At 66.5% G+C, this 15,185-nt stretch carries 16 protein-coding genes and 2 pseudogenes; 6 read left to right on the top strand and 12 right to left on the bottom strand.

Features of this window, described 5'->3' with window-relative positions; genetic code table 11:
• Positions 1 to 109: 109 nt before the first annotated feature.
• Positions 110 to 430: a hypothetical protein gene (locus GU927_RS08210; protein ID WP_161761884.1), complete on the bottom strand. Its 321-nt coding sequence runs from the start codon at positions 428 to 430 to the stop codon at positions 110 to 112.
• A gap of 137 nt (positions 431 to 567) precedes the next feature.
• On the bottom strand, positions 568 to 1,932 hold the full coding sequence (dnaA, locus tag GU927_RS08215; RefSeq protein WP_161761885.1) for a chromosomal replication initiator protein DnaA: 1,365 nt from the start codon (positions 1,930 to 1,932) through the stop codon (positions 568 to 570).
• A gap of 79 nt (positions 1,933 to 2,011) precedes the next feature.
• Here dnaA and GU927_RS08220 point away from each other — a divergent pair, with 79 nt between their 5' ends.
• Positions 2,012 to 2,257 carry a hypothetical protein gene (locus tag GU927_RS08220; protein ID WP_161761886.1) on the top strand — a complete coding sequence of 82 codons (246 nt, stop codon included), beginning with the start codon at positions 2,012 to 2,014 and terminating at the stop codon, positions 2,255 to 2,257.
• A gap of 293 nt (positions 2,258 to 2,550) precedes the next feature.
• On the opposite strand, the gene rpsT is transcribed toward GU927_RS08220, so the two are convergent.
• From rpsT to mutM, 3 genes are all read right to left on the bottom strand, one after another.
• Entirely contained in the window at positions 2,551 to 2,826 is a 276-nt protein-coding gene (gene rpsT / locus GU927_RS08225) for a 30S ribosomal protein S20 (RefSeq protein ID WP_161761888.1), read from the bottom strand.
• A 160-nt stretch (positions 2,827 to 2,986) separates the two neighbouring features.
• Entirely contained in the window at positions 2,987 to 3,763 is a 777-nt protein-coding gene (locus tag GU927_RS08230) for an enoyl-CoA hydratase (protein WP_161761889.1), read from the bottom strand.
• A gap of 72 nt (positions 3,764 to 3,835) precedes the next feature.
• Positions 3,836 to 4,699, bottom strand: a complete 864-nt coding sequence (gene mutM / locus GU927_RS08235; protein ID WP_161761891.1) for a bifunctional DNA-formamidopyrimidine glycosylase/DNA-(apurinic or apyrimidinic site) lyase — start codon at positions 4,697 to 4,699, stop codon at positions 3,836 to 3,838.
• Between the two features lie 94 nt (positions 4,700 to 4,793).
• On the opposite strand from mutM, the gene ubiE reads away from it, so the two are divergent.
• Both ubiE and ubiB read left to right on the top strand, forming a co-directional pair.
• The gene (gene ubiE, locus GU927_RS08240) at positions 4,794 to 5,546 is read left to right on the top strand and encodes a bifunctional demethylmenaquinone methyltransferase/2-methoxy-6-polyprenyl-1,4-benzoquinol methylase UbiE (protein ID WP_161761893.1); all 753 of its coding nucleotides are present in this window, start codon (positions 4,794 to 4,796) and stop codon (positions 5,544 to 5,546) included.
• 1 nt (position 5,547) lies between these two features.
• Positions 5,548 to 7,077, top strand: coding sequence for a 2-polyprenylphenol 6-hydroxylase (gene ubiB, locus GU927_RS08245; protein ID WP_161761895.1), 1,530 nt, complete (start codon positions 5,548 to 5,550; stop codon positions 7,075 to 7,077).
• On the opposite strand, the gene GU927_RS08250 is transcribed toward ubiB, so the two are convergent.
• Genes GU927_RS08250 through GU927_RS20615 form a run of 3 tightly spaced genes read right to left on the bottom strand, consistent with a single transcriptional unit; the run spans position 7,074 to position 9,355 of the window.
• Positions 7,074 to 7,901: a phosphotransferase gene (locus GU927_RS08250; RefSeq protein ID WP_161761897.1), complete on the bottom strand. Its 828-nt coding sequence runs from the start codon at positions 7,899 to 7,901 to the stop codon at positions 7,074 to 7,076. The two genes, ubiB and GU927_RS08250, sit on opposite strands and share 4 nt — an antisense overlap.
• 44 nt (positions 7,902 to 7,945) lie before the next feature.
• A complete protein-coding gene (locus GU927_RS08255; protein WP_161761899.1) occupies positions 7,946 to 8,593 on the bottom strand; it encodes a flagellar hook capping FlgD N-terminal domain-containing protein in 648 nt (215 codons plus the stop codon).
• Positions 8,594 to 8,605: 12 nt separating this feature from the next.
• A complete protein-coding gene (locus tag GU927_RS20615; protein ID WP_217765564.1) occupies positions 8,606 to 9,355 on the bottom strand; it encodes a flagellar hook-length control protein FliK in 750 nt (249 codons plus the stop codon).
• 587 nt (positions 9,356 to 9,942) lie between these two features.
• Between GU927_RS20615 and GU927_RS08265 the strand changes: the two genes are divergently transcribed.
• The 3 genes and pseudogenes from GU927_RS08265 to GU927_RS08275 form a co-directional block, all read left to right on the top strand.
• Positions 9,943 to 10,197 carry a rod-binding protein gene (locus GU927_RS08265; protein ID WP_161761902.1) on the top strand — a complete coding sequence of 85 codons (255 nt, stop codon included), beginning with the start codon at positions 9,943 to 9,945 and terminating at the stop codon, positions 10,195 to 10,197.
• Entirely contained in the window at positions 10,194 to 10,517 is a 324-nt protein-coding gene (locus GU927_RS08270) for a hypothetical protein (protein WP_161761903.1), read from the top strand. The genes GU927_RS08265 and GU927_RS08270 overlap by 4 nt, the downstream gene beginning before the upstream one ends.
• A 172-nt stretch (positions 10,518 to 10,689) precedes the next feature.
• Positions 10,690 to 10,830 (top strand): annotated as a pseudogene (locus tag GU927_RS08275) (flagellin N-terminal helical domain-containing protein); the annotation flags it as partial.
• Positions 10,831 to 10,853: 23 nt separating this feature from the next.
• Here GU927_RS08275 and GU927_RS08280 read toward each other — a convergent pair.
• From GU927_RS08280 to mgrA, 4 genes and pseudogenes are all read right to left on the bottom strand, one after another.
• A pseudogene (locus tag GU927_RS08280) lies at positions 10,854 to 12,080 on the bottom strand (flagellar hook protein FlgE); the annotation flags it as partial.
• A gap of 85 nt (positions 12,081 to 12,165) precedes the next feature.
• Entirely contained in the window at positions 12,166 to 13,011 is an 846-nt protein-coding gene (locus GU927_RS08285; RefSeq protein WP_161761905.1) for a flagellar motor protein MotB, read from the bottom strand.
• Between the two features lie 76 nt (positions 13,012 to 13,087).
• Complete coding sequence (locus GU927_RS08290) at positions 13,088 to 13,987, bottom strand: hypothetical protein (protein WP_161761906.1); 900 nt, start codon at positions 13,985 to 13,987, stop codon at positions 13,088 to 13,090.
• Positions 13,988 to 14,096: 109 nt separating this feature from the next.
• Positions 14,097 to 15,125: an L-glyceraldehyde 3-phosphate reductase gene (gene mgrA, locus GU927_RS08295; RefSeq protein WP_161761907.1), complete on the bottom strand. Its 1,029-nt coding sequence runs from the start codon at positions 15,123 to 15,125 to the stop codon at positions 14,097 to 14,099.
• Positions 15,126 to 15,185 lie beyond the last annotated feature (60 nt).

Raw genomic sequence — 15,185 nt, forward strand, 5'->3', positions numbered from 1 at the left:
CCTGTGCCGCAAACTGTGCATACGCGCGGGCCCGATACCATTCCTTAACGAATCATCGGTCAAACTTGCCGGATCGAGGGTCAGCCGGGGGAACCGATGCCATATCCCGTCAGTCGCAGGAGCCGAGCGGTTCCGCCGTGTAGGTCGTCATGCCGACCATGCCTTCCGCGGGCGGGTGGGCGGTCAGCTTGACCGTCAGGTCGCAGTCCTGCGTGCGGATGGTCCATTCGTCCTGCCCGTCCGGCGTGGTGCCGGTGTTTTCCACCGACCGGATCGGGGCCTGGCGCAGAAGATCCGCCACGGCTTCGGTGTCGAGGATGGCCGCGATCTTGGTCGCGCTGTCGTAGAAGCCGGAGAGGGCGGCAGCGGCGGGCCCAGCGGGCGCGGCGGCAAGGAGGAAGGCAGGCAGGAGCAGGGCTGGGCGGAACATGGGGCGCAACATGGGGACCATCACGGAAAGGGATCAACAAAGGGGAGTGTTGCCCAGCCGCAGGGGGGCCGCAAGGCCGCGCGGAACGGAAACGACCCGCCACAGGGGGCGGGTCGGTGGTGGGCATTGCGCGGCGGTCAGCCCTGAAGCTGGCGGCGGAGCATCTGGAGGTCGTCGTTCAGCTGGCTGTCGGTCGCCATCAGCTCTTCGATCTTGCGGACGCCGTGCATGATGGTGGTGTGGTCGCGCCCGCCGAAGCGGCGGCCGATTTCAGGCAGGCTGCGCGGGGTCAGCTGCTTGGCCAGATACATGGCGATCTGGCGGGGGCGGGCGATGGTGCGCACGCGTTTCGGACCGATCATGTCGGACAGGCGGATGTTGTAATGTTCTGCGACCTTGCGCTGGATTTCCTCGATCGTCAGCTTGCGGTCGGAGGCGCGGAGGATGTCGGCAAGGCAGTCCTGCGCCAGTTCCAGCGTGATCTCGCGGCCCACGAGCGAGGCGAAGGCGAAAAGGCGGGTGAGCGCGCCTTCGAGAACGCGGACATTGGTCGTGATGCGATGGGCGAGGAATTCCAGCACGCCATCCGCGATCACGAGGCCCTTGTACTGGCTGCGGTAAAGCTCGACCTTCTGTTGCAGGATGCCGAGGCGGAGTTCGTAATCGGTGGGGTGCAGGTCCACCACCAGCCCGCATTGCAGGCGGGATTTGATGCGATCCTCGAGATCCTTGATCTCTCCGGGCGCGCGGTCGGCGGATATGACGATCTGCTTGTTCTGGTCCACCAGCGCGTTGAAGGTGTGGAAGAATTCCTCCTGCGTGGAATCCTTGCCGGCGATGAATTGCACGTCATCGACCATCAGCACGTCGACCGAGCGGAAGAGTTCCTTGAAATCCATGATCTGGCGTTCGCGCAGGGCCTGCACGAAGCGGTACATGAATTGCTCGGCCGAGAGGTAGAGCACGCGCAGATGCGGCTGGCGGGTCTGAAGTTCGTGCGCGATGGCGTGCATCAGGTGCGTCTTGCCGAGGCCGACCCCGCCGTAAAGGAAGAGCGGGTTGAAGGTCACCGGCCCGCCTTCGGCGACGCGGCGGGCGGCGGCATGGGCCAGTTCGTTGGGCTTGCCCACGACGAAGCTGTCGAAGGTGAAGCGCGCGTCAAGGGGCGCGCCCGGCATCTCGTCGGTGTCGGACGGGCGGGCGGCGGGCTTGGCACGGGCGGGTGCGGTGGCGGCGCGCATCGGTTCGGGCGGGGTGCTGCGGTTGCCCACCGAGAATTCGACACGCTCGACCTGCTGGCCTGCCGTGTTCAGCTGGGCGCGGATGTGATCCGAGAAATTGCGCGAAACCCAGTCACCGAAGAAGGAGGTCGGCACCTCGAACCGGACGACGCCGTTGTTGAGGTCAGAGAATTTCAGCGGTTCGATCCAGGTCACATAGTTGTTCTTGCCCACCCTCTTGATCAGCTCTTCGCGGACCAAACCCCAAGTCTCGTTCGTCATTCTTTCTGACCCGTCCGGTGACGTGCTTCTGAACCCGCGAGGGTCCGGCACGCCTGTTGTTGTTGCACCGGCTTGCGCCGTGGCGATCGCCCTTGAAGCGGGGGGTCAGGACATGGCCATGCAAGGCTTCGGGATCGCGGAAACGGTCACACGAAAAACCCCCTTCGCAGGGGCACAACAAACCCGTTTCCGGCCCGAGGGCCGCCGGACCGCCACAAAAGGGAAGGACCAGATTCGCATCTGGCCAATCCGTTGGCGGGCCGTCTTGCATTGCAGCAGCAAACTGCACAACCTTTTGAACCGCAAACAAAAATTGACGGGTTAGCCTACGCTTGGCAGCCCTGCGAACCGTCATTTTCATTTGCGATTCCGTCATGTCCCCCAAGACGAGAGTGAATCGCAGGGTGACGCTAGCAAGCCGCGCGGAGGCGGCGCAACCGAACTTCAAGCTTGACAGACCGATGGCTAAACCGAATCCGGAAGGCTGTGCGCGCGGGCCACGCAAGCCCGCGGAAAAGCACGGCGCGGGGCGGCGGAGCGCGGCAGAAATGCCACGGAAAAAGAAAACGGGGCGCGCCCTGTTGGGCGCGCCCCGTGGGGATTCGCTGGCCGTCCGGATCAGGAGGCGGGGGTCGCCAGGGCCTTCACGCGCGAGGCGAGGCGCGACATTTTGCGCGACACGGTGTTGGCGTGCAGGATGCCCTTGGTGACGCCACGGTCCAGCTCGGGCTGGGCGGCGCGCAGGGCGGCGAGGGCGGCTTCGGCATTGCCCGAGGCGATGGCTTCCTCGACCTTGCGGATGAAGGTACGGATGCGCGAACGGCGGGCCTTGTTCACGTCATAGCGGGCTTCGGACTGACGCGCGCGCTTTTTGGACTGGGCAGTGTTTGCCATGGGCTTTGTATCCTGTGGGTCTTCGTTTCAATTCGGTTGCACAAAAGACCCAAGGCTCCGCCCATCGGGACAGAATCGATTCTTGCCTAAGCGGGCCCACGCGCATGTGCGGCGGGCTATAGAGCAAGGGCGCGGCGAAGGAAAGCAGGAAAATAAGGGATCAGCGGTCGCGGAACTGCGGTTCGCGCTTTTCGAGGAAGGCGGCCATGCCCTCTTTCTGGTCTTCGGTCGAAAAGACGGCGTGGAACATGCGGCGTTCGAAGAGGATGCCTTCGCGCAGAGATCCTTCCAGCGCGCGGTTGACCGATTCCTTCACCACCATGGCGGTGAGCGCCGATTTCTGCGCGATCTTGCCGGCGGCCTTCATCGCCTCGGCCAGCAGGTCCTTGGCGGGGACGACGCGCGAGACGAGACCGGTGCGTTCCGCCTCGGCCGCGTCCATGAAGCGGCCGGTGAGGTTCATGTCCATCGCCTTGGCCTTGCCGACGGCGCGGGTCAGGCGCTGGGTTCCGCCCATGCCCGCGACGATGCCGAGGTTGATTTCGGGCTGGCCGAATTTCGCGGTGTCGGCGGCGATGATGAAGTCGCACATCATGGCCAGTTCGCACCCGCCGCCAAGGCAGTAGCCGGACACGGCGGCGATCAGCGGTTTGCGGGTGCGGGCGATGCTGTCTGCCTCGGCCGCGAAGAGGTCGTCGAAGAAGACGTCGGTGAAGGATTTTTCCGACATCTCCTTGACGTCGGCACCGGCGGCGAAGGCCTTTTCCGATCCGGTCAGGACGATGCAGCGCACCTTGTCATTGCGGTCGGCGGCGGCGATGGCCTGCGCCAGTTCCTGCATGAGCCGTGCGTTGAGGGCGTTGAGCGCCTCGGGCCGGTTGAGGCGGATGAGGGCGATGTAATCCTCGATCTCGACGATCAGGGTCTCGTAAGCCATCGGGTGCCTCCGTGTCTGGCTGGCGTGACTCCTAGCAGTAACGCGGGCGTTATCAAGGGTCGTTACGGGACGTCACCTCTGGCAGGTGGGGCAGAAGAAGGACGAGCGCCCCGATTGCACGATGCGCGCGATGGTCGAGGTGCAGCCCGTGGACTGGCAGGGTTCGCCTTCGCGGCCATAGACCTGAAAACTGTGCTGGAAGTAGCCGAGTTCCCCGTCGGCCTGTCTGTAGTCGCGGAGCGAGGAGCCGCCGGCGGTGATCGCCTCGGCCAGCACGTCGCGGATGATGGGGACAAGGGCGGCGGCGCGGGCGGCGGAAAGGCGGCCGGCCTTGCGCGCCGGGTGGATGCGGGCGCGGTAGAGCGTTTCGCAGACGTAGATGTTGCCAAGGCCCGCTACGATGTGCTGGTCGAGGAGGGCGGATTTGATCGGCGTGTTGCGGTCCTTGAGCCGTGCCGCGAGGTAGGGTTCGGAGAAATCGTTGCCCAAGGGTTCGGGGCCGAGCTGGGCGAGGAGCGGGTGGGCGTCCGCGGTGGCCGTGGGCATCAGGTCCATCGCGCCGAAGCGGCGGGCGTCGTTGAAGGTGATGCGGGTGCCGTCCTCCATGTCCAGCACCACATGGTCGTGCTTTTCCGGCGCGGGGTGGTGGTGATGCCATTCGCCAAGGGTTTCGCGGGAGGAGGGCGAGGAGATCAGCATCCGCCCCGACATGCCGAGATGGATGAGGAGCGTTTCATCGGTCGACAGGTCCGCGAGGATGTATTTCGACCGGCGGCGGAGCGTGAGGACACGCGCGCCGGTCAGGCGTTCGGCCATGCGGGGCGGGAAGGGCCAGCGCAGGTCGGGGCGGTTGACGGTGGCGCGGGTGATGGTGCGCCCCGCCATCGCGGGAAGAAGGCCGCGGCGGACGGTTTCGACTTCGGGGAGTTCGGGCATCGGCGGTTCCGTAAGGGGGGCGGACATGTGGGCGCATTGCAGCGCCGATCTTCGGCCCTATAAGGAGTGGCAAGCAAGGGAACGGCAAGACCAGATGACCGACGATCCGCAAGGCACCACGCATTTCGGCTTTCAGACAGTGCCCGAGGCCGAGAAGGCCGGAATGGTGCATGGCGTCTTTACCCGCGTTGCCAGCCGCTATGACATCATGAATGACCTGATGTCGGGCGGTGTGCATCGCCTGTGGAAGGACGCGATGATGGACTGGCTGGCGCCGCGCCCGGGGCAGAGGCTGCTGGATGTGGCGGGGGGGACGGGGGATATTGCCTTCCGGTTCCTGAAACGCGCGGCGGGGGCGTCGGCGGTGGTGCTGGACATGACCGAGTCGATGCTGGTCGCGGGCCGCCAGCGGGCCGAGGCAGAGCGGCAGGCAGAGCGTCTGGACTGGGTGGTGGGCGATGCGATGGCCCTGCCCTTTCCGGCGAATTCCTTTGACGTCTATACGATCAGCTTTGGCATCCGGAACGTGACGCGGGTTCAGGACGCGCTGAACGAGGCGTATCGCGTGCTGAAACCCGGCGGGCGGCTGATGGTGCTGGAGTTCAGCCATATTCCCAATGACCTGATGCAGAAGGTCTATGACGCCTATTCCTTCAACGTGATCCCCGTCATGGGGCAGATCGTGGCGAAGGATCGGGACAGCTATCAGTATCTGGTCGAATCGATCCGCAAGTTCCCGGATCAGGAGACTTTCGCGGGCATGATCCGCAAGGCGGGGTTCGGGCAGGTGAAGTATCGCAACCTGAGCCTTGGCATCGCGGCGCTGCATTCGGGTTGGAAGCTGTAGGATGCGGGGACCGCACAATATCTGGCGGCTGATCCGCACCGGCGCGACGCTGGAACGCACGGGCGCGATGGCCGTGGTGCTGGAGGCGTTCCGCGCGCCTGCGTCGATCAGGGTGGCGGCGCGCCTGTTGGGATGGCCGTTCAAGTGGCTGGGTCTGCGGGGCGATCCGGCGCTGCCGCCTGCGACGCGGGCGCTGACGGCGCTGGGTCCGGCCTATATCAAGTTCGGGCAGATCCTGTCGACGCGGCCCGATATCGTGGGCGAGGAGCTGTCGCAGCAACTGAAGTATCTTCAGGACCAGTTGCCGCCCTTTCCGCGCGACGTGGCCAAGCGGATGATCGAGGCAGAGCTGGAAGTGCCCGTCGATCAGGTGTTTTCGGAATTTTCCGAGCCTGTCGCGGCGGCCTCTATCGCGCAGGTGCATCGGGCGCGGCTGGCCGATACGGGCGAGGAGGTCGCGGTCAAGGTGCTGCGCCCCGGGATCGAGCGGGCCTTCCGCAAGGATATCGACGCCTTCTACCTGATTGCCCGCACGATCGAGATCGTGGCCCCGCAGACGCGGAGGCTGCGGCCCATGGATGTGATCGCCCATTTCGAGGGCGTGGTGATGGGCGAGCTGGATTTGCGGCTGGAATCGTCGGCCGCAGCCGAGTTCGCGGCGAATACGGAGAAGGACGAAGGGTTCCGCGTGCCGCGCCCCGTCTGGTTCCTGTCGGGCAAGACGGTGATGACGCTGGGCTGGGCCGAAGGGATCGGGATGAATGACAACGCCGCGATCGACGCGGCGGGGCTGGACCGGCGGGTTCTGGGGGCGCGGGTGCTGTCGCTGTTCCTGAACCATGCGCTGCGGGACGGGTTCTTCCATGCCGACATGCATCAGGGGAACCTGAAGGTCGGGCGTGACGGGGCGATCATCGCCTATGATTTCGGGATCATGGGGCGGATCGACGAATATACCCGCCGCGTCTATGCGGAGATCCTGATGGGGTTCATCCGCAAGGATTACCGCCGCGTGGCCGAGGTGCATTTCGAGGCGGGATATGTGCCCGCCGACCGCGATATCGACGAATTCGCCCGTGCCCTGCGGGCGGTGGGCGAGCCGATCTTCGGCATGGATGCAAGCCGGATCTCGATGGCGCGCTTGCTCGCCTATCTGTTTGAAGTGACCGAGCGGTTCGGGATGCAGACGCGGACCGAGCTGATCCTGCTGCAACGGACGATGGTGGTGGTGGAAGGCGTGGCGCGGTCGCTGGACCCGCATATCAACATCTGGCAGGTCGCGCGGCCGGTGGTGGAAAGCTATATCGCCAAGAATGTGGGGCCGGCGGCGCTGATCCGCGACCTGCTGACGACGGCGCGGGTGCTGGGCCGGTTCGGGCCGAAGCTGCCGCGCATGGTCGAGGCGGCGCTGATCGCGCAGGCGGACCCGCCGAAACCCCTGGCCCCGCCGCGGCGGCGGTCGCGGTGGTATCTGATCCCGCTGGGCGCGGCGGTCTTTGCCGCGGGCGTGGGGCTGGGCACGCTGTTCTAGGGCGTGTCCCGTTCGATCTGCAGGGCGCGGGCATAGTCGGCATCGCCGCGGGCGGCCTTCCACGCGCAATGGGCCATGATGCGCCAGCGGTAGAGCGGCAGGAGCGCGCGGGTGCGGGTGGCAATGGCGGCGTCGGGATAGGCGTCGAGCAGGGCATCGGCCCAACCTGCGGGCGCGATTGCGCCGGTGTAGAGCCACATCATGGCGGGCGAGATCAGGGTGGCGAGGTCTTCGCAGGGGTCGCCGAGGCCGGGGCATTGCCAGTCGATCAGCAGCGGGCCGTCGGGGCCGGTCAGGATGTTGCCCGCCACCACATCGCCATGGACGGGGCGCGCGGGGACGGGGGGCAGGTGCGGATCGTCGGGCGGGGCGGGCAGGCCCGGGGGCGCGAAGCTGGCGGCATGGGCAAGGATGGCCGCGCTGCCATTGGGCAGGGCGCGCAGGGGCGCGGCGGGCGGCGCGGCGGTGTGCAGGCGGTGCAGGAGATGCGCGACGGGGGCGGGCGGTCCGCCCCACCGGCCAGCGGGAAGATGGTCGAGGATCAGCCAGCCCTGCCCCGCCGCGCGCAGGACGGGGGCAATCCCGAGCGGACCGAAATGGTGCAGGGCCGATTCCTCGGCCTTCGGGTCATTGGGAAACAGCGGCGTGACGGCGGCGGGGTCATGGCATTTGACGACCAGCCCCCCCACGCGCCAGACGCGGTTCGTCCTGCCACCCGAGAGCGGCCGCCATTGCCCGTCATGGCCGGGGCACAACCGGTCCAGCGCCCGCACAAGGGCGGGGTCGGTCGCGGGATCGGCAAAGGGGCGGGGCGGGGTCTGCATCTGCGGGCAGACCCTACTGCCACCGCCGACCGGCGCAAGGGCGTTCATGGCATACGCAGGGCGGTGATCCGGTCGGCAGGCACCTGCACCCCGCCCCGCAGGATCAGCATCAGGTTCCCGTCACTTCGGCGCGCCTCTTCGATGCGGGCGTAATGGCTGACGGGCGCGGTGGCGATGACGGTGCCGTCCTGTTCGCCTTCCAGCGTCAGGTCATAGAGTCCCTGCGGCAAGGGGCTGCCCGACGGATCGGCGCCCAGCCACTGGTATGGACCGCCCGCAGGGGGCACATCCTCGCGCGCGACAAGGTTTCCTGCCGCGTCGCGGATCACGAGAACGGCCCTGTCCGCCCCGGGCACGGAGGGCAGTGTCAGGGTCACGGGCGTGCGGTCGAAATGGACGGGGGCGGAGGACTGCGCCTCTTGTCCCACCCAGCCCGAAAGCTGCGCCATGCCGAGCAGGTTGAACTGCGCCGACATCTGGGAGAGCAGGGTATTCGCCTTTACCTGCTGTTCCACACCCGAGAAGGTGGCGAGTTGCACGGCGTAGTCGGCCGACTCGATGGGGTTCAGCGGGTCCTGATTCTGCATCTGCGTGGTCAGCATCCGCAGGAAGGTATTGAAATCCGAGGTTAGCGCGGGCTTGGCCGCGGCAGGGCTGCGCGTTGCGGCAGAGGTGGGGGGAATCGCGTCCATCTGGGGATCCTTTCACAATCGCAGATCAAGGCTGCCCGCCGACGCCACGGGCAGGGGCCACGTGCGGGGCGGGGGTGGCAGGGCTTCGTCAGGGGCCGCGACCGGCGCGGAATGGCCGCCGCCGGTATCGCCCTGCGGCATCGGCTGGCCATCATTCGCGGCAAAGCTGAGGGTGGTTCCGGCAAAGCCCGATTGCCGGAGTTCGGCGAGGATCAGCTCTCCCTGTCGCCGCAAGAGGTCGAGCGTGGCGGGTTGGTCGACCGAAAGGTGGATATGCAGACCCTCGGCGGTGCGCGTCAGTTCGAAGCGGAGCGTGCCCAACTCCTCGGGTCGAAGGGTGAGATGGACGGGGCCATCGGGCGCGGTGCGGGCAAGGCGGACCATTTCGGCGGGCAAAGCCTCGGGCCGGTGGGCGGCGGGACGGGCGGCTTCGGGGCGGTCGGGGGCGGATTGCTCTGGCGGGAGCGGCGCAGGGGGCGCGGCGGACGGGTCGGGCAGGTGATCGGGTTGCGGCCCCGCTTCGGCAATGGGCGGCGCGGCAGGTTTGGCGGTTGCCCCCTGCGGGGCGGGCGGCAGGTCAAAGCGGGGATGGGCGTCGTCGGCGGGACCGGTCGCGCCTGCCCGGGCATCGGACGCGGGCGTGGGGTCGGGGCGCGCGGGATCGATCCGCGCAACGGGGCGCGGCGGGACCGGAAGCGGTGACGGCACGGAAGGCAAGGGCGAAGGTGCGATGGTGCCTGCCCTCTCCTCCGCCGGTGGCACAGGGAGAAGATTGGCATTTTCGGCAATGTTAGAGACGTTTTTCTGGTCCGGCGGCGTAACAAGTTCGGGTCCGGACGGCCCTGCCGCCGGTACGCTGGCCGCAACAGACCTTGCATCCCCCTCCTCTGACGGATTGGCCGGTGGGGATGCGGTGGGCAGCGGTGCGGGCGGAATTTCGGCAACGGGCGTGTCCGCCTGCGGAAGATGGGCTGGTGCCGCAGCGGTCGGATCAGGGGGAAGCTGGGGTTCCCTGATGACAGGCAGGGGCAGGGGGGGTGGCGGCAGTTGCAGGTCTGCCATCACCATAGCGGCGTCTTCCGCAGCGTCGGGCAGGACAGGGTCCGGCAGGGCCGTCGCTGTGACGTCCGCTTCTGCCAACGGCAGCAAAGCAGCCAGAACAGCGTCGAACTCCGCCCCGCCCGACGGCATTTGCGCGGGTCGGGTCGCGGGCGGGACAAGCAGCGCAATGGGGGGAATCATCCTGCACCTGTGACTTCTGTCGCCGGTCCAGAGTGGCGGTGCGGCCTTACCAAATGTTTACGCCGGACCGGCAGGATTGAGGAAAATCCACACGATCCGGAGTCATCATGCAGATCCCCCCTCTTTACCCGCAGGACAGCACGGTCCTTCAGCGCAAATCGGTCGAGCTGGAGCGGGCCTTCCTGACCGAGATGCTGCGTCACGCAGGTATATCCGCCCCCGAAGGCGCCTTTGGCGCGGGGATCGGCGGAGAGCAGTTCGCGTCCTTCCTGCGCGAGGCGCAGGCCGGTGCGATCGTGGACGGAGGCGGCATCGGACTGGCCGAACGTCTGTTCGAATCGCTGGTGGAGCGCGCGAGATGACCGCCCCGTCGCATGGGATCACGGAGGTCATGGAGGCAATCCGCGAGGCCGCCCTGCGCGCAGATTTCGCCGCGATGGAGAGGCTTTCTGCAAGGTTAGAGACTGTTTTTACGCCAGAGGACCATCTGGACCCGCTGCTTTTGCAGGGCGTCGCAGAGCTGGCGCGCGGGAACGAGACCTGTTTGCGCGCGGCCCTTCTGGGCGTGCGTTCGGCACGCAGGCGCGTGGCCGAGCTGGCCGCGGCAGCACGGGCGGAAACCTATGACTGCACCGGCAGACGCCACGGGCACCCCGCAGGCCAGCCGGTCTGCAGGCTGTAATTCGTTAGAATGCGATGCGTCTTTTGCAGGGCCGGCAACGCAGCCTTAACCCCCTGCGCCCAATGTCGCCCTTGCGTTCCAAGACGGAACGGCGCGGCGGGCGGATCCCGACGCATCGGACAGAAGCCGCTCTGGAAACAGCGTCAAAGGCGCATGATTTGGAGAAATAGACATGTCTTCCATCCTCACCAACAACAGCGCAATGGTCGCGCTGCAGACCATGAAGACCATCAACGCCGGGCTGAGCCGGACGCAGCAGGAAATCTCGACCGGCAAGAGCGTGGCGACGGCAAAGGACAGCGCCACGGTCTGGATCACCTTCGCGTTGGACGCATAGGCGCGCTGCGTCTGGATGAGCGAGGTGAGCTCTGCGGCGATGTCGGTCGCTGACCCTTCGCGCGTGTAGCCGGAGATCTGGCCCGTCGGGCCCTTGCCGGCATCCCACAGGAAAAACGCGCCGGAGTCGGAGGTGAGCTTGAAGGCCTGTCGCCCGATGGACTGCAATCCGTTCACATTGGGCACGTCGACAAGGGGAATCTGGTAGAGGCGGCGATAAAGCCCGCTGTCGTAGCTGGCGACGACAAAACCCTGTTCGTCGATCTCGAGCGAGACGAGCGATCCGACGGGAAATCCGTTCTTCGTGATGTCGAGCGGCATGAAATCGGAGTCGAATTGCGTCATCCGGTCCGCCACCCCGATCCGGCCGATGTTCACCGCGATCGTGCCGCCCGCGACGGGGATGGCCACCGTCCCTTCGGCAGGATCATAGGCACCGCCGGCAAGGGCCGTGACGGACGCAAGCGATCCGGCCGAGGCGGTGTCATCGAAGACGAGCGTATAGCTGCCCACGACCGCGCCGCCCTGCGCCCCGTCGCGGATCGTCATGGTCCAGCTGTTCGACTGGCCCGTGGCGGGAACCACAGGGTCAAAGGTGATGTCGAGCCGTTCCGAATTGCCCAGACTGCCGAAGTATTCGACCGAGAGGGGCAGATCCGCCCCCGCGCCGCCCGCAGCCGTGGCCGAGGCCGGCAGGTTGAGGCCAAGGCTGATCCGTGTTGTCGGATCGACGCTGCGCTGGATCGTGCTGATGCGGACGGGTTCCAGACCGAGCGCGGAATCGCGCGGGTTGTCGGTGACCGTTCCGTCCTGCCGCGTGGGCCAGCCCAGAAGAAGAAGCCCGGTTTCGGTTTTCAGATACCCTTCCTCGTCCCGCCGGAAGGCGCCAGTGGGCAGAAGGAGAAGTTCCTGTTCATCCGTCGACAACGAGGACATGTCGCGCACCGGAAGCATCCCGCGCCCCGAGACCGCAAGATCGAGCGCATTGCCCGTGCTCACGAGCGAGCCCGCCTGATCGACGACCCTTTGGGTCAGTGCACGCACACCCCCCGCCGCATAGCTGCCGGGCCCGCCAGACCCGCCGATCACCAGCATTTCGAAATCGGCCTCGGCCCGGCGGTAGCCGAAGGTCGCGGAGTTGGCGATGTTGTCCGAAATCGCGGCAAGCCGCGCCGCGTTCGCGTTCAACCCCGCAACACCGGCGTTGAAAGATGACGTGATCGACATGGAAAAGCCCCTTCTGCAGCCACCGCTTGGTGACCGCACTCTGGGACATCAGGCGTTAATTCCCGCCTAATGCGGACAATCTTCGCTATCCGGCGTTCCGGCGCAGAAGGATCACCTCGATCCGGTTGTTGCGGGCGGCGGTGGGGTCGGCCGTGGCGGGGCGGCGATCGGCATGGCCGGTGACACGCTGCACCCTTGCAGGATCAAGCCCTGCCGCAACGCTGACGACACGGGCAGACTGGGCGCGGGCGGTCGACAGGTCCCAGACCGGATCGCGCGCCAGCGTGACGGGAAAGGCGCGGACATGGCCCGTCACGGCGACCGGATTGTCGGCAAGGGCCGCCACTTCGGCCACGACCCTTAGAAGATCATGCAGCACCGGCGCGGGCTGGTCCGTATCGCCAAGGAAAAGGGCCGCATCATCGGTGTCGAAAAGTTCGACGACCAGCCCCTCGTCCGTCAGGCGCGTGACGACATGGCGCAAAAGCCGGTCCGAGATCATGCTTTCGCCCGAGAGCGCGGCAAGTTCCTGCTCGACCTTTCGCAACAGCTCTGCGTCCTCCTTGTCCATCGCGCCCAGCGCGGGGCCGTCGACGCCCTGCGGCTGAGTGCTCTGGATCGTGGCATGGGCAGGATCGCCGGTGCCGTTGCGGGCCAGCGTGTCGTCGGTCATGATCGAAGTGCCGCCAAAGGCCCCGTCACCCCCGCCCGAGACGCGGTTGATCGGGATGGTCGGGTTGAAATAATCCGCCAGACCCTTCCGCTGTTTTTCGGTTGTCGCGTTCAGCAGCCACATCAGCAGGAAGAAAGCCATCATCGCGGTGACGAAATCGGCATAGGCGACCTTCCACGCCCCGCCGTGGTGGCCACCGCCACCCATGACCTTTTTCCGTTTGATGATGACTGGCGCGGCATTCGCTTGCCTTGCCATGCACAGATCCCATCACCACACACCCGTGGTCGGGTATAGGTCCTGCTTGGTTGAGATCGGGTTTATGAACGGGGTTTTAGGGATTTCCCGACCTGTGCGACAGGACCGGACGCACGAAAAGACCGATGGCCGCGTAATCCCCGCAGAACTGGCGCGCGACCGTGTCGCGCAGACCCAGATCCAGCGTGACGGGTGCGGCGGGCGAAAGCGCCTCGAACCGCGCGCGGGGTTGCTGGGTGCGCGCTGCCAGAAAGTCGGCAAGATCGCGCGTGACCCAGCCGCAGGTTCCCGTCAGCACGAGGTCGAACCGCTGGAACCTGCGGTCGATCGCGACGAGGTCCAGATCAGGGCAGCGCGACAGGATGTGGTCGCGCAAGACCCGCGACAGGCCAGAGGCCAGCGCACCCGTCAGCGCGTCACCCGCAGCACCGATCCGGCCAAGGCAGGCGGAGAGGCGTTCCGCCTCGGCGCGCGACAGGGGGCGCGAGGGATAGATGTCATGACGCGCGGTGGCGGGATCCGAAGCGGTGACGACCAGCCCGCGTGTCCGGCGCAGAAGGCCCTCGGTCGCGGCGGCGCGCGACGGATCAAGACCCGCAAGGACAAGCCCGCCCGGGCGGGCAAGGGCCGTGGCCACCGCCGCCTGATCCATCCCGAGCAACGGGGCAAGCCGCGCCGAAACGCGTTCCGCATCGGCCCAGACGGCAAGCTGGGCCGACAGGTCGCGCAGACCGCCCTGCAGCGGCGGGCCGATCTGCACCGGCCAATCCATCACCGCGGCCAGAACCGAAATCCGCCGCGCTGTTTCGGGGGCCAGATCCGCGACCAGCACGACCCGACCCTCGGCCAACCGGTCCAGAAGACCGCCGGTAGACATCCCCAAAAGCGGTGCCAGTGCCGCCGCCATCATGGCCGGCGACTGCGGCAGCGCAACAAGGCGCAGTTCGAGGGTCCGGTGTCTGGCGGGGCCGTCCATTCCGTCGTCGGTCCTGAGCGCGGGCTTCCACAAGGGAAGCCCGAAGAAACGATTGTTACAGGACCCATCAGAATGATGGACCATCGCCGCCGTCAAGTCTTGGCGGCGCTCACTCGGCCGAGGATCGGGCCCAGAGGTTGATATCCTCTTCACGGGCGATGCTGTCGATCTGCGCCAACTCTTCGGCGGTGAACTCCAGATTGCCGATGGCCCCGGCGCAATCCACCACCTGTTCGGGCCGCGACGCGCCGATCAGGGCCGAGGTGATACCACCGTTCCGCAGCACCCAGGCGATGGCCATCTGCGCCAGCGTCTGCCCCCGCTTGGCAGCAAGCGCATCCAGAGCGCGGACCGAGGCGAGGGCGCTTTCCGTGATCGTCGCGGGGTCCAGCGATTTGCCCTGCGCGGCGCGGCTGTCCTTCGGGATGCCGCCCAGATATTTCTTGGACAGGATACCCTGCGCCAGCGGCGTGAAGGCAATGGAGCCAAGCCCCAGTTCCGCCAGCGTGTCCTTCAGACCGTCATGTTCCACCCAGCGGTTCAGGATGTTGTAGCTGGGCTGATGGATGACGAAGGGGGTCTTGAGCTCCTTCAGGATCGCATAAGCCTCGCGCGTGCGCTGGCTGTTATAGCTGGAAATGCCGACATAGAGCGCGCGGCCCGAACGGACGATGTGGTCGAGCGCGAGCATCGTTTCTTCCAGCGGCGTGTCGGGGTCGAAGCGGTGGGAATAGAAGATGTCGACGTAATCCAGCCCCATCCGTTTCAACGACTGGTCGCAGGAGGCGATGACGTATTTCCGGCTTCCCCATTCGCCATAGGGGCCGTCCCACATCAGGTAACCCGCCTTGGACGAGATGATGAGTTCGTCGCGATATCCGGCGAAGTCGGTCTTGAGGATTTCGCCGAAGGCCTCTTCGGCGCTGCCGGGGGGCGGGCCGTAGTTGTTGGCAAGGTCGTAATGGGTGATGCCGAGGTCAAAGGCCGTCTGGCAGATCGCGCGTTTGGTGTCGTGCGGCGTGTCATGGCCGAAGTTGTGCCAGAGGCCAAGGCTGATGGCGGGCAGTTTCAGGCCGGATTTTCCGCAGGTGCGGTAGACCATTTTCGAATAGCGGTCGGCGGCGGGGGTGTAGGGCATGGCGTCCTCTGTCATGGACAGCGGCGGCGCGAGGGTCGCACCGCCGCCCGTTGGTCGTAG

The sequence above is a fragment of the Paragemmobacter amnigenus genome (assembly GCF_009908265.2).
GTDB lineage: Bacteria > Pseudomonadota > Alphaproteobacteria > Rhodobacterales > Rhodobacteraceae > Paragemmobacter > Paragemmobacter amnigenus.

Bases quoted from the DNA above. Each gene is read 5' to 3' on its own strand.
- GU927_RS08210 (WP_161761884.1), bottom strand. From the start codon at position 430: ATGTTCCGCCCAGCCCTGCTCCTGCCTGCCTTCCTCCTTGCCGCCGCG.
- dnaA (WP_161761885.1), bottom strand. From the start codon at position 1,932: ATGACGAACGAGACTTGGGGTTTGGTCCGCGAAGAGCTGATCAAGAGG.
- rpsT (WP_161761888.1), bottom strand. From the start codon at position 2,826: ATGGCAAACACTGCCCAGTCCAAAAAGCGCGCGCGTCAGTCCGAAGCC.
- GU927_RS08230 (WP_161761889.1), bottom strand. From the start codon at position 3,763: ATGGCTTACGAGACCCTGATCGTCGAGATCGAGGATTACATCGCCCTC.
- mutM (WP_161761891.1), bottom strand. From the start codon at position 4,699: ATGCCCGAACTCCCCGAAGTCGAAACCGTCCGCCGCGGCCTTCTTCCC.
- ubiE (WP_161761893.1), top strand. From the start codon at position 4,794: ATGACCGACGATCCGCAAGGCACCACGCATTTCGGCTTTCAGACAGTG.
- ubiB (WP_161761895.1), top strand. From the start codon at position 5,548: ATGCGGGGACCGCACAATATCTGGCGGCTGATCCGCACCGGCGCGACG.
- GU927_RS08250 (WP_161761897.1), bottom strand. From the start codon at position 7,901: ATGCAGACCCCGCCCCGCCCCTTTGCCGATCCCGCGACCGACCCCGCC.
- GU927_RS08255 (WP_161761899.1), bottom strand. From the start codon at position 8,593: ATGGACGCGATTCCCCCCACCTCTGCCGCAACGCGCAGCCCTGCCGCG.
- GU927_RS08265 (WP_161761902.1), top strand. From the start codon at position 9,943: ATGCAGATCCCCCCTCTTTACCCGCAGGACAGCACGGTCCTTCAGCGC.
- GU927_RS08270 (WP_161761903.1), top strand. From the start codon at position 10,194: ATGACCGCCCCGTCGCATGGGATCACGGAGGTCATGGAGGCAATCCGC.
- GU927_RS08285 (WP_161761905.1), bottom strand. From the start codon at position 13,011: ATGGCAAGGCAAGCGAATGCCGCGCCAGTCATCATCAAACGGAAAAAG.
- GU927_RS08290 (WP_161761906.1), bottom strand. From the start codon at position 13,987: ATGGACGGCCCCGCCAGACACCGGACCCTCGAACTGCGCCTTGTTGCG.
- mgrA (WP_161761907.1), bottom strand. From the start codon at position 15,125: ATGCCCTACACCCCCGCCGCCGACCGCTATTCGAAAATGGTCTACCGC.